Genomic DNA, 12,471 nt, shown 5'->3' with positions numbered 1-12,471 from the left:
TGTTCAAGGTTTGGCGATGCCCAGCGTGGCGGGGTCGACCTTGGCGGTGCCTGCGTTCTGGTACAGCCAGGCGGTGGTGGACTGCCACTTCTTGATGAACTTCTCGGCTTCCGCGCCACCGATGTTCAGCATCGTTGTGCCGCGGCCTTCCATCATCTTGCGGTACTGCGGGTTGTCACCGGCCTTCTTGAAGGCGGCCACCAGCTTGGCCTTGACGGGCTCCGGGGTGTCCTTCTTCACGAAGACGCCGTACCAAGAGCCCCAGGGCAGGTACTTCGGCAGGCCTTTGAGCGACGGTGCATCGGTCATGGGGGCGATGCCCTGGAAGGGCTTGTTGTCCAGCACGCCCAGGGCCTTGAGGCGACCGGCCTTGATGTGCTCGATGGCAGCGCCCGAGGCGATGAAACCGATATCCAGGTGGCCTCCCTGCAGAGCGGCAATGGCCGGGCCGTCGCCGTCGAACGGCACCAGGATGGTTTCAAACTTGGTCAGGCTGCCGATCATGGTGTTGACCGTGTAGGGCACGGTGCCCTGACCAGCGATGTACTGCTTGACCTTCTTGGGGTTGGCCTGCACATGGCTCAGCAGGTCCTGCATGGTGTTCCAGGGGGCATCGGGCTTGGCCACGAGCAGGATGGTGTTGGCGATGGCGGCGATGTTGACGGGATAGAACTGGTCGTAGTCGAACTCGGCCATCTTCATCACGCGGAACAGGGCCTGCGGCTCGGCGCCCATCAGGATGGTGTAGCCATCGGACGGCTGCTGCAGCACGAAGTTGGCGCCAATGGCACCGGACGCCCCGGGCTTGTTCTGCAGGATGATTTTCTTGCCCAGCGCTTCTTCGGCATACGGGGCGTAGCCACGCATGGCCACGTCGGTGCCGCCACCAGCGCCCCACTGGATCACGGCGGTGACGTCGCGCTCGGGGTAGTTCTGCGCCTGTGCCAGGCCAGTGAAGCCCACGGTGGCCAGGGCTGCCACGGCAGCGCCGAGAAAGTGGCGTTTGGTTTGGTTCATCTGAATGTCTCCTGCTGTTGGTTAAAAAATCAAGCCCTCGGACCCGGACTCATGGGTTACACACAAGCTGTCTGAATAACCCCCGACGGTGTCCGCAGAGCGTTGCGGCCGGTTCATCGAAGGTCTTCAATGTAGGACCGGCTGGTTCGCTGGTCCATGAATTTGCACGGCCACCTGTTCGATCAATAAACCAAATAGATCGATCATCGACCGCTTTTGGGGTTTGTCCCAATGCCGGCGCGGTTGCCGCCGTGCGGTCCGGCAGCCCCGGTAAAGGCCCTTGAACCGCTGCGGCAAGCGCCATCGAAAGGTCGCCCATTCTGCCGAGCAGTCCCCCGGCGGAACCCGACGAATCCGGCCCCTGCCTGCCGTTTTCGTGCATCTTGTCCACCCGGCTTTAGGCCGCTGCGCGCGCCGTGGCGTGGCGCGCGGCGAGGTACGCAAACACCTGGCCCGGGCCGAGGGTGATGCCCGGCGCGGTGTAGACGCCGCCCATGATGGAATGCATGTCGTTGCCCACGGCGTACAGGCCACCGATGGGCTGGCCGCTCGCGTCGAGCACGCGGGCGTCGCCGTCGGTGACGAAGCCGGTGGCGGCGCCGATGTCGCCCGGGTAGAGCTTCACCGCGTAGTAGGGCGCGGTCTGCAGCGCGCCCAGGTTGGGGTTCTTGCCGCCGGCCGCGGCGTCGCCGATGTTCTGCTGGTAGGCCGTGACACCGCGCTGGAAGTCCGGGTCCACGCCGGTTTGCGCGTAGCCGTTGATCTTCTGCACGCTGGCTTTCAGGCCGGCGGCGCTGATGCCGAGCTTCTGCGCCAGGTCGTCGAGCGAGTCGCCCCGGGTGAGGTAGCCGTCGGCCAGGAACGGTGCCATGTCCTTGGGCCCCGCGCCGGGCCGCACCATGCCGATGCCGTACTTGCGCAGCGCTTCGGCGTCGCAGACCAGGAATGCCGGCACGCTGCGCGCACTTTGCATGGCCATGCCGAACAGGTGGTACGAGGTGCTTTCGTTGACGAAGCGCTCACCGGCCTGGTTGACGGTGAGCATGCCGGGCTTGGCGCGGTCCATCACGAAATGCGGGAACACCGCGGTGCTGCCGTCGGCCCGCGGGCGCAGCGAGACCGGTGCCCAGAAGGCGTTGGAGAGACCGCCCTGCCCGTATTGCGCGCCCAGGTCGCGGGCCAGGTCGTGCGCCGCGCCGGTGTGGCCGGGCGCGGCGGGGCACCAGCCGATGTCAACGCCGGGCAGCATGGCCTGGCGCAAGCCGGGGTGGCGGTTGAAGCCGCCACTGGCCAGCACCACACCACCGCGCACCCGCACCGTGCGGCGTTCGCGGCCCTGCACGAGCTCCACCGTTTCAATGCCGCTGGCGCCGCGGCCGAACTGCTCGACCGAGGTGTCGAGCGCGAGTGTCACGCCCGCGTGTTTCGACAACGAATACAGCAGGCGCGCCACCAGCGCGTTGCCCATCACCAGGCGCGTGCCGCGCGGGTAGCGCAGGCGGTCCGCCGCGTGGCGCCCGATGATCCTGAGCGAATGCTTGAACGAGGCGAACGACTTCGTGAGCGCGAGCAGGTGGTTGATGTCGGTGCGGTCGACCATCATGCCGCCGAGCACGGTGAACTCCGGAATCGGCGGGCGCACCAGCCGGAACAGGTCGCCGAGCAGGCGGCCGTCGAACGGCAGCGGTTCCAGCGCGCGGCCGCTCAGCGTGGAGCCACCGAGGTCGGAGATGTAGTCCGGGTGCTTGGGGTACGGCCGGTACCGGACCTCGGAATGGGTCTCGATGTGGCGGATCACGGCGGGGCCGTGGTCCAGGAAGGCCTGGCGCAGCGCGGCCGGCGTGCGATCGCCGATGGCGTTGGTGAGGTAGCGCGCGGCGTCGGCCAGCGTGTCCGCCGGGTTCACCTTGGCGGCGTGGTGCGTGCCCGGCACCCAGGTGGTGCCCGCCGACCAGGCCGTGGTGCCGCCCACGAACCCGGTGCGTTCGACCAGCAGCACCCGCTGGCCGTCGATGGCCGCGAACAGCGCGGCCGCCATGCCGGCGCCACCGGCACCGATCACGACCAGGTCGAAGGCAGCGCCTTCAGCAGGTATCTGGCTCAGCGAGTTCAGGACTTGCATGGTCACCGGCCCAACAGGAAGTCAACCATGAGATCGCGGACCCGCGCAAACATGTGCGCGCCGGTCATCGTGGCGCAGCCCTTGGCCCGCGCCGCCGCGATGAAGGGCGTGATGGCCGGCGCGGTAATCACGCAGCCGCAAAACATGCGGGCGTCGAGCTTCTCCACCTGCAGCGGGTACGGGTCGCTCTCTTTCATGCCCACCGGCGTGGCGTTGATCACGATGTCGAAGCCCGTCGGGTCGGCGCTGCCGTGGCTCACCGGGCATTGCTTCAACCCGGCAAGGCGCTCCACCAGCGCGGTACGGCGCTGGTCGTCCGGATCGAAGATGGCCAGTTCGCTCACGCCGGCCACCACCAGCGCATGGGCAATCGCCGAACCGGCACCGCCCGCGCCCACCAGCAGCGCTTTCCGGCCCGCGGGCTGGCCACCGTTGTCCTGCATGGCGGCGACAAAACCCAGGCCATCGAACATGTCGCCGTGCCAGCTGCCGTCGGCATTGCGGCGCATGGTGTTGACCGTGTGCAGGAAGGCGGCGCGCTCGGAAGTGGTGGCGCAGAGGTCGGTACAGGCGAACTTGTGCGGCACCGTCACGATGATGCCGTCCACGTTCTGCGCCAGCGAGGCGCCACGCACCCAGTCGGCCAGGTGGGCGGGCGACACATGGGCCGGCACGCAGATGGCATCGCGGCCGTGGTCGGCAAAGGCCTGCGTCACGCCGGCCGGGGATTTCACCTGGGCGATCGGGTCGCCGACGATGAAATGGATGCGGCTCGCGCCGCTGAGGGTTTGATGCATGGGTCTTGTCTCCTGCGGGTCGGTTCACACCCGTTGGCCGGGCTGTTGGCGCCGATCATATCCAAAAGTGGAATTGTGTTCAACTATTGAATATTGTTCTTTTTTTGACTAGACTTCAGGCCGGAGACAACAAATGCCCGAATTGAGCACCCCAAACCCAGAGACACCACCGGGCTGGCTTCGCCAGACGGCTGGTGTCGTCCCCCTGCAGGGGGAAGCCGCGCAGCGGCGCAGGGGGGGAGCCACGAGCTTGCTCGTCGTGGGTGCCGGCGCCATTGGCCGCACCCACATCGACCGCATCGGCCGTTCGCCGCAACTGGCCCTGGCCGGTATCGCCGACCCCACCGACGCCGGTCGCGAGCTGGCGAACAGCCTGGGTGTGCCCTGGGCCGCCAGCCACGGTGAACTGCTGGAGCGCGTGAAGCCGCAGGGCGCCATCGTCGCCACGCCCAACGCCACGCATGTGCCGGTGGCACTGGACTGCCTGGCGCGTGGTGTGGCCACGCTGGTGGAGAAGCCCGTGGCCGACACGGTGGCCGAAGCACAGGCGCTGGTGGATGCACAGGCGCGCAGCGGCGTGCCGGTGCTGGTGGGCCACCACCGCCGCCACAACCCGATCAACCGCCGGGCGCGCGAGATCGTGGCCAGCGGGCGGCTGGGCCACATCGTGACCGCCAACGTGATGGCCACCTTCCTGAAACCCGAGCCCTACTTCGAAGCCGCCTGGCGCCGCCAGCCCGGCGGCGGCCCGGTGCTGATCAACCTGATCCACGAGATCGACCAGCTGCGTTTTCTCTGCGGCGAGATCACGCAGGTGCAGGCCATCAGCAGCAACGCCGTGCGCGGCTTCGCGGTGGAAGACACGGCCGCCGCCCTGCTGCGCTTTGAAAACGGCGCGCTCGGCACGGTGGTGCTGTCGGACACCGCCACGTCGCCCTGGTGCTGGGACTTCAGCGCCGGCGAACAGGACCAGTACCCGCGCCAGGCGGTGCAGTCGCACTTCATCGCCGGCACGCACGGCTCGCTTTCGCTGCCCGACCTCTCGTTCTGGCACTACCGCGGCGAGCGCAGCTGGCACGCCGAGATCACGCGCGAGCAGACCGTGGCGCTCAAGGCCGACCCCTACACCGCCCAGCTGCTGCACTTCGCGGCCGTGATCCTTGGCGAAGAAGCCCCGCTGTGCAGCGCGCTCGACGGGCTGCGCACCCTGCAGGCCACGCTGGCCGTGCTCGAAGCGGCAACCGCCGGCGCACCTGTTTCCTGTACCGTTTGAGCCTCCCCCCAGAACACACGGAACCCACCCCATGAACGGCGTCCTCGAACGAACCCTCGGCATCCTCGAACTGCTGTCGCAACACGGCGAAGGCATGGAGCTCGCCGCCGTGGCCGACCAGCTCAACATCCCGCGCAGCGCCGTGCACCGCCTGCTGGCCGATCTGGTGCGGCTGGGCTATGTGCGCCAGGCGCGCGGCCATGGTGACTACCTGCTCACCACCAAGCTGGTGAGCATGGGCCTCTCGTACCTCAGCAACAGCGGCATCGTGGACATCGCACAGCCCCTGCTCAACCGCCTGGCCGAGCTGTCGGGCGAACTCGTGCGCCTCTCGGTGGTGGACGGTGAACGCCTCACCTGGGTCGCCCGCGCACAGGGCGCCCGCCAGGGCCTGCGCTACGACCCCGACATGGGCAGCGACGCCCGCCTGTCGTGTTCGTCTTCCGGCTGGGCTTTGTTGTCCACGCTGGACGACAACGCCGGCATGGCCCTGGTGGCAAAACAGGGCCTGGGCCTGCCCGAGCAGTTTGGCCCGGCCGCCCCGACCACCCTGCAGGCGGTGCTGGATGCCGTGCACGCCACGCGCGAACGCGGCTACAGCCTGACGGTGGACACCTACAGCCTGGGCCTGTCCGCCATGTCGGCGCCGGTGCGTTTTGCCGGCCAGCCGGCCATGGGGGTGATCACCGTCGCCGGGCCCACGGTGCGCTTCACCGTCGAGCGCATGGAAGCGCTGGCACCCGAACTGCTGTCCATCGCCTCGCAGCTGGCCGCGGCCAGCGGCGCTTCGCCCTTCTTCCAGCTCACGGCCGAGACCGGCGCCCCTGGCGACGTCAAAAGCCGCAAGCCCATCTACGCGGTCTGACCGCATTCACACCGGCCCATGCCCGACCAGTCATCCGCTCCCTCTCAGCATTGCGATGTGCTGGTGATCGGCTCCGGTGCCGGTGGCCTGTCAGCGGCCGTGACCGCCGCGAAGCTGGGTCTGAAAGTCATCGTCGCGGAGAAAGACCCGCAGTTCGGCGGCACCACCGCCTGGTCGGGTGGCTGGATGTGGCTGCCGCGCAACCCGCTGGCGGTCGAGGCCGGCATCGTCGAGCCGATCGACGAACCGCTGGCCTACCTGCGCCACGAACTCGGCGACCGCTTCGACGAAACCCGCGCCCGCGCCTTCCTCGAAGCCGCGCCACGCGTGGTGGAGTTCTTCCGCGCGAAGACCGCGCTGCGCTTCATCGACGGCAATGCGATCCCCGATTTCCACGGCCGCAACCCACACGCGTCCCTCGGCGGCCGCTCGCTGTGTGCAGCGCCCTTCGACGGCCGCCGCCTGGGCACGCGCATCGCCGACCTGAAGCCGCCCCTGCCCGAGACCACGCTCTGGGGCATGGGCATCGCCTCGGGTGCCGAGCTGCGCCACTTCTTCAACGCCCTGCGCAAACCGGCTTCACTCTGGTACGTTACCCAGCGCGTGCTGGCGCACGCGAAAGACCTGTTGCTGCACCGCCGTGGCATGCGGCTGCTGAACGGAAATGCCCTGATCGCCAGCCTGGCTGCTTCAGCCCTGGAGGCCGGTGTCGACATCCGCACCCGATGCCCGGCACGGCGCCTGCTGCGCGACGGCGATCGAGTGACCGGCGCGGTGCTCGCCACGCCCGAGGGCGCGGTCGAAGTCCATGCTCGCTGCGGCGTGGTACTGGCCTGCGGCGGCTTCCCGCACGACGATCAGCGCAAACGCGCCCTGCTGCCGCACGCCCCCACCGGAAAAGAGCATTGGTCGGCGGCTTCGCGCGGCGACACCGGCGACGGCCTGCGCCTGGGCGAAACCGCCGGTGGCCAGGTGGCCACCGATGGCTTGCAGGCCGCGGCGCTGGCCCCGGTGTCGCTGGTGCCGCGCGCCGATGGCTCGTTCGCGCACTTTCCGCACCTGATCGAACGCGGCAAGCCGGGCCTGATCGCCGTCACGCGCCGAGGACAACGTTTCACCAACGAAGCCGACTCGTACCACGACTTCATGCAGGGCCTGCTGGCCGCGCTGCCCGCCGGCGAGCCGGTGCAGGCCTGGCTGGTCTGCGACCACGCCTTCATGCGCCACTACGGCCTGGGCGCTGCCAAGCCGGCCCCCATGCCGCTGTCACCGATGATCGCCAACGGCTACCTGAAGCGCGGCCGGACGCTGGCCGATCTGGCCAAGGTCTGCGGCATCGATGGCGACGCCCTGCAGAAGACGGTGCAACGCTACAACGCGCAGGCGCTCAGCGGTAAAGACAATGACTTCGCCAAGGGCGAGACGCCCTACAACCGCATGCAGGGCGACGCGCCTTTTGCGTCCGAACGCGGCTGGCCCAACCCCTGCATGGGACCGCTGCAACGCGGTCCGTTCTACGCGGTGAAGGTGGTCGCTGGCAGCCTGGGCACGTTTGCAGGACTGAAGACCAACGCCCACGCCCAGGTGCTCGACGCGCAGGGCCAACCCATCGCCGGCCTCTACGCTGGCGGCAACGACATGAACTCGATGATGGCCGGTCACTACCCCAGCGGCGGCATCACGCTGGGGCCGGCCATGACGTTCGGCTGGCTTGCGGCTCACCACATGGCAGGCCGAGAGCCCTCACCCTAGCCCCCTCCCAGCGGGAGAGGGAACAAGACACCGCTTTTGACAGACACCACCCAACCCAGGACACCCCACATGTACTACGAACTCGCCACCATGACCCTGCCGTTCGGCACCGCCGGCACGGCCGCCCAGAACGTGCAGGCCTACTGCGCCGCGCCCGAAGCGAAGGGCGAGCTGCTCGCCTGCTGGTTCACCGACATCGGCCAGCTCAACCAGATGATCGTGCTGCGCGGCTTTGCCGATCTGGCCAGCCTGCAGGCCGAGCGCGAGCGCACGCAAAACAGCGCATCACCCTTCGGCAACGGCGAAATCTTCCAGACGCTGGAGCAGCACAGCTACCAGGGCTTTCCGTGGATGAAGCCGGTGCGCCCGAGCGCCGAGAGCGGCATCAGCGGCCCGGTGTACGAGATCCGCACCTACGGCATCCAGCCGGGTGGCGTGCAGCCCACCATCGACCTCTGGGAACAGTATGTGCCGCCGCGCGAACAGCTCTCGCCCTGCGTGATCGCCATGGTCGCGCTCGACGGCCCGCTGCGCTTCACCAACATCTGGGCCTACCCCACGCTGGACGCACGCAGCAAGGCCCGCGCCGATGCGGTCGCACAAGGCATCTGGCCGCCCAAGGGAGGGCCCGCGCACCTGACCACCAACATGGTCTCCACCATCGCACTGCCCACGGCCGTGTCGCCCCTGAAGTGAGGCTGTGATGGCACGCACCTATTCCCTTGCCTACCTGAGCTCGCACCGCTGCACGCCGCCCGAGGCGGTGCGGATCGCCGCCGCCAACGGCTACCAGTTCGTCGGCCTGCGCCTGTGGCCCAACGCGCCGGGGGCGCCGCAGCAGTTCCTGCTCGGCAAACCCGAGGTGCTGAAGGAAACACAGGCCGCGATGGCCGACACCGGCGTCGGGATCTTCGACGTGGAAATCATCCGCATCGGCGAGGGCTTCGACCCGCACACCTGGGATGCGCTCTACGACGCCTGCGCCGCGCTCAAAGCCAAGGCCATCCTCATCGCCGGTGACGACCCGATTGAGTCGCGCCTGACGCAGAACTACGCCCGTCTGTGCGAAGTGATGCGGCCCTACGGCCTGACCGCCGATCTGGAGTTCATGCCCTGGACGGCGGTGAAGGACGCGAAGAGCGCACTGCGCGTCGTGCAGAACGCCGGCACGCCGACCAACGCCGGCATCCTGGTCGATGCGCTGCACTTCGGCCGCTCGACCACCACGCTGGACGACATCCGCGCCATTCCGCGCGGGCTGCTGCACTACGCGCAGATCTGCGACGCACAGGCCGGCACGCACTTCACGGTCGAAGAAATGATCCACACCGCGCGCTGCGAGCGCCTGCTGCCCGGCGATGGAACGATCGACGTGCAGGGCCTGTTCGATGCGCTGCCGGCCGATCTGCCGGTGAGCGTCGAGGTCGTGAATTTCGAACGCGAGAAAACCGCCGACCCGACCCGGTGGGCCGGCATCTGTCTGGCCGCCAGCCGGCCCTTCGTCGAGCCTCGCGCCTGACCTGAAAGACATCCATGGTGATTCCGTTCGATCACATTTCGCGGTTGCCGTTTTTCTTCGGCGCCCGCTGGTTCAGCAGCGCGTGAGATGGACCACCCCTGCGGCGCTGCGCGCCACCCCCTCAAGGGGGCGACACCAGCCGTCCGGCGAAGCCGGCCCGGCGGTGTCCTCGGTTCAGTCACCTCTCTCGCAGAGGTCGACTGAAGGCTCAAATCTCATCTGAAAGAACCCCATGGATTTCGCTCTCAACGACGAACAGAAAATGATGATCGACACCATCCGTCGCTTCATCGCCGAAGAACTGCACCCGCTGGAAGACGCGCTGGAAAACACCGGCGCGCTGCCGGAAGCCGACGCCCGCCGCATTCACGCCAAGGCCAAGGAACTGGGCCTGTACGCGCTCAACATGCCGGCCGAACTCGGCGGTGGCGGCCTCTCCAACCTGGACCGCATTCTCTGTGAGGAGCAGTTCGGTCACACCACCGACATGCTGATCCGCCGCGCCTTCGGCAACGTGTACGAACCCTTGCTGCATTGCAAGGGCGAGCAGGTCGAGCGCTGGCTCAAACCGGCCATCGAAGGCTCACGCACCTGCGCCATCACCATCACCGAATCGGGCGCGGGTTCGGACGCCGCGGGCATCAAGACCCACGCCAGACGCAACGAGCAAGGCCAGTGGGTGCTCAACGGCAGCAAGCACTTCATCAGCGACGGTATCTGGTCCGACTTCTTCCTGGTCTCGGCCAGGACCGGTGAAAAAGAGATCAGCATGTTCATGGTGGACAAGGGCCTGCCCGGTTTCACCGTCGGCAAGGACCAGGCCATGATGGGCATCCGCGGCACGCCGCACCTGGAGCTGTTTTTCGACAACGTGGTGCTGGAAGACGTGGCCCTGCTGGGCGAACAGGGCCAGGGTTTCAAGCTCGCCATGGGCGCGCTCAACGTGGTCCGCCTGGCCCAGGTGGGCGCGCGCGCGGTGGGCAAGGCCACGCATGTGTGCGAGCAGATGCTGACCTACGCCAACGACCGCAAGCAGTTCAACACCCGCATCGGCGACTTCCAGATGGTGCAGCAGATGCTGGCCGACAGCGTGATCGAGATCAACGCCGCGCGCTGGATGGTCTACCACGCCGCCTGGATGCTGGACCAGGGCCTGGACGCCCGCGAGCAGATCGCCATGGTCAAGGTGCACGCGGCCGAGACCCTGGGCCGCGTGGTCGACCGCGCGGTGCAGGTGTTTGGCGGCATGGGCTTCTGCAAGGAGCTGCCGATCGAGCGCTACTACCGCGACGCCCGCATCTACCGCATCTTCGACGGCACCAGCGAGATCCACCGCGGCGTGATCGCCAAGAGCGCGCTGAAAAAGGGCGCTGTGCTGTTCGACGTCAACCGGTGATCGCCATGGACAGCAAATTCATGACCGCTGCCGAAGCAGCGAACCTGATCCAGGACGGCGACACCGTGGGCCTGATGGGCGGCGGCGGCGGCCTGATGGAAGCCACCCACCTGTTCGAAGCGGTGCAGGCACGCTACCTCGCCACACAGGCCCCACGCAACCTCACCCTCATGCACGCGCTGGGCATCGGCGACAAGAAGACCAAGGGCATGAACTGCTTCGCGCACGAAGGCCTGGTGAAGAAGGTCATCGGCGGCCACTGGGTCTGGTCGCCGGCCATGCAGCAGCTCGCGCTCAGCAACAAGATTCAGGCCTACATCCTGCCCGGCGGGGTGAGCAGCCAGCTCATGCGCGAGATCGGCGCCGGCCGTCCCGGCCTCATCAGCCACGTGGGCCTGGGCACGGTCTGCGACCCGCGCTTTGGCGGCGGGCGCATGAACGACGCCGCTCAGGACGACCTCGCCGAGGTGATCCAGATCGACGGCCGCGAGTGGCTGCGCTACAAGCCCTTCCCCATCCACGTCGCCATCGTGCGCGCCAGCGCGGCCGACGAGGACGGCAACATCAGCTTCGAACACGAGGCCGCCAACCTCGACGCGCAGTCGCTCGCGCTGGCCGCGCGCAACAGCGGCGGCACGGTGATCGTGCAGGTCAAGGAACGTTTGCCGAAAGGCGCACTCAAGGCGCGCGAGGTGCGCATCCCCTCGGCCTGGGTGGACGCCATCGTGGTCGACCCGGCGCAGCAGACCAGCTATCACATCCCCTTCGACCCCGCCTTCAGCGGTGAACTCACCGGCGCCGCGCGCCACGCGAGCGAAGCCGAGGACCACGCGCGCGAAGTCGCGGCTTCACAGGAAGCCTTCAGCGAACGCCAGGCCGTGGCGCGCCGCGCCCACGTCGAACTCTTCAACACCGGCAAGGCGCGCCCGGTCATCAACTACGGCGTGGGTGTGCCCGACGCGGTCGCCAAACTGATCGCCGCTCGCAACGAGCAGCACCGCATCTACCAGACCATCGAACACGGCACCTACGGCGGCACGCTGATGGACGGTGTGCTGTTCGGCTATGCGCGCAACGCCACGGCGATGCTCGACGCGGCCACGCAGTTCGACTTCTACGGTGGCGGCGGACTGGATGTGGCCTGCCTGGGCTTCGGCGAGCTCGACGCAGAAGGCAGCGTCAACGTCTCGCGCCTGGGCGGCGTCACCGTCGGCCCCGGTGGCTTCATCGACATCGCCCAGAACGCGAAGAAGGTGGTGTTCTGCGGCACGCTGGCGGCCAAGGGCGTGAAGCTGCAGACCGGCGACGGCCAGATGCGCGTGCTGCAGCAGGGCGCGGTCAAGAAGCTGGTGAAACAGGTGGACCAGATCACCTTCAGCGGCCCCCAGGGCCTGGTGCGCGGCCAGGAGGTGCTCTACCTCACCGAACGCGGCAGCTTCCGGCTCACGCCGCAGGGCATCGAGCTGTACGAGATCGCGCCGGGCATCGACCTGCAGCGCGACATCCTCGACCAGATGGACTTTGTTCCGCTGGTGTCCAAGGACCTGAAGGTCATGGACAGCGCACATTTCACGGCTGTTTAAAGTGAAACACCCCCGCAGCGCTACGCGCTACCCCCAAGGGGGCGGCACTGGCCGTCCGGCAAAGCCGGCCCGGCGGTGCCCTGGGCTGCACCGTTTCATGCATCGGGGTGTCGCTTGCTCCGCGCAAGGCTTCGACACTCTCAGCCC

At 67.8% G+C, this 12,471-nt stretch carries 10 protein-coding genes; 7 read left to right on the top strand and 3 right to left on the bottom strand.

What is annotated here, in order from left to right; translation table 11 throughout:
- Positions 1-3 precede the first annotated feature (3 nt).
- From ACN5W5_RS02150 to ACN5W5_RS02140, 3 genes are all read right to left on the bottom strand, one after another.
- Complete coding sequence (locus ACN5W5_RS02150; RefSeq protein WP_177139061.1) at positions 4-1,017, bottom strand: Bug family tripartite tricarboxylate transporter substrate binding protein; 1,014 nt, start codon at positions 1,015-1,017, stop codon at positions 4-6.
- Positions 1,018-1,414: 397 nt separating this feature from the next.
- The gene (locus tag ACN5W5_RS02145; RefSeq protein WP_420046952.1) at positions 1,415-3,139 is read right to left on the bottom strand and encodes an FAD-dependent oxidoreductase; all 1,725 of its coding nucleotides are present in this window, start codon (positions 3,137-3,139) and stop codon (positions 1,415-1,417) included.
- A 2-nt stretch (positions 3,140-3,141) separates the two neighbouring features.
- Positions 3,142-3,936, bottom strand: coding sequence for a shikimate dehydrogenase family protein (locus ACN5W5_RS02140; RefSeq protein WP_420046951.1), 795 nt, complete (start codon positions 3,934-3,936; stop codon positions 3,142-3,144).
- Between the two features lie 259 nt (positions 3,937-4,195).
- On the opposite strand from ACN5W5_RS02140, the gene ACN5W5_RS02135 reads away from it, so the two are divergent.
- The 7 genes from ACN5W5_RS02135 (at position 4,196) to ACN5W5_RS02105 (ending at position 12,324) form a co-directional block, all read left to right on the top strand.
- A complete protein-coding gene (locus ACN5W5_RS02135) occupies positions 4,196-5,209 on the top strand; it encodes a Gfo/Idh/MocA family protein (RefSeq protein ID WP_420047426.1) in 1,014 nt (337 codons plus the stop codon).
- A 31-nt stretch (positions 5,210-5,240) separates the two neighbouring features.
- The gene (locus ACN5W5_RS02130) at positions 5,241-6,074 is read left to right on the top strand and encodes an IclR family transcriptional regulator (protein WP_420046950.1); all 834 of its coding nucleotides are present in this window, start codon (positions 5,241-5,243) and stop codon (positions 6,072-6,074) included.
- A gap of 18 nt (positions 6,075-6,092) precedes the next feature.
- Positions 6,093-7,826 (top strand): FAD-dependent oxidoreductase, encoded by a 1,734-nt coding sequence (locus ACN5W5_RS02125; RefSeq protein ID WP_420046949.1) that lies wholly within the window; start codon positions 6,093-6,095, stop codon positions 7,824-7,826.
- Between the two features lie 69 nt (positions 7,827-7,895).
- Positions 7,896-8,522, top strand: coding sequence for an NIPSNAP family protein (locus tag ACN5W5_RS02120; protein ID WP_420046948.1), 627 nt, complete (start codon positions 7,896-7,898; stop codon positions 8,520-8,522).
- A 7-nt stretch (positions 8,523-8,529) separates the two neighbouring features.
- On the top strand, positions 8,530-9,345 hold the full coding sequence (locus ACN5W5_RS02115; RefSeq protein ID WP_420046947.1) for a sugar phosphate isomerase/epimerase family protein: 816 nt from the start codon (positions 8,530-8,532) through the stop codon (positions 9,343-9,345).
- Positions 9,346-9,577: 232 nt separating this feature from the next.
- Entirely contained in the window at positions 9,578-10,741 is a 1,164-nt protein-coding gene (locus ACN5W5_RS02110; protein ID WP_420046946.1) for an acyl-CoA dehydrogenase family protein, read from the top strand.
- 5 nt (positions 10,742-10,746) lie between these two features.
- On the top strand, positions 10,747-12,324 hold the full coding sequence (locus ACN5W5_RS02105; RefSeq protein ID WP_420046945.1) for an acyl CoA:acetate/3-ketoacid CoA transferase: 1,578 nt from the start codon (positions 10,747-10,749) through the stop codon (positions 12,322-12,324).
- Positions 12,325-12,471: the final 147 nt, after the last annotated feature.

Source organism: Hydrogenophaga sp. ZJX-1 (assembly GCF_048590325.1).
Classification (GTDB): Bacteria; Pseudomonadota; Gammaproteobacteria; order Burkholderiales; family Burkholderiaceae_C; genus Hydrogenophaga.
The sequence above is the reverse complement of the archived record's forward strand: the minus strand, read 5'-3'. Positions and strand labels throughout refer to the sequence as shown.

Excerpts from the sequence above, each read along its gene's own strand:
- ACN5W5_RS02150 (WP_177139061.1), bottom strand. The coding sequence starts at position 1,017 with ATGAACCAAACCAAACGCCACTTTCTCGGCGCTGCCGTGGCAGCCCTG.
- ACN5W5_RS02145 (WP_420046952.1), bottom strand. The coding sequence starts at position 3,139 with ATGCAAGTCCTGAACTCGCTGAGCCAGATACCTGCTGAAGGCGCTGCC.
- ACN5W5_RS02140 (WP_420046951.1), bottom strand. The coding sequence starts at position 3,936 with ATGCATCAAACCCTCAGCGGCGCGAGCCGCATCCATTTCATCGTCGGC.
- ACN5W5_RS02130 (WP_420046950.1), top strand. The coding sequence starts at position 5,241 with ATGAACGGCGTCCTCGAACGAACCCTCGGCATCCTCGAACTGCTGTCG.
- ACN5W5_RS02125 (WP_420046949.1), top strand. The coding sequence starts at position 6,093 with ATGCCCGACCAGTCATCCGCTCCCTCTCAGCATTGCGATGTGCTGGTG.
- ACN5W5_RS02120 (WP_420046948.1), top strand. The coding sequence starts at position 7,896 with ATGTACTACGAACTCGCCACCATGACCCTGCCGTTCGGCACCGCCGGC.
- ACN5W5_RS02115 (WP_420046947.1), top strand. The coding sequence starts at position 8,530 with ATGGCACGCACCTATTCCCTTGCCTACCTGAGCTCGCACCGCTGCACG.
- ACN5W5_RS02110 (WP_420046946.1), top strand. The coding sequence starts at position 9,578 with ATGGATTTCGCTCTCAACGACGAACAGAAAATGATGATCGACACCATC.
- ACN5W5_RS02105 (WP_420046945.1), top strand. The coding sequence starts at position 10,747 with ATGGACAGCAAATTCATGACCGCTGCCGAAGCAGCGAACCTGATCCAG.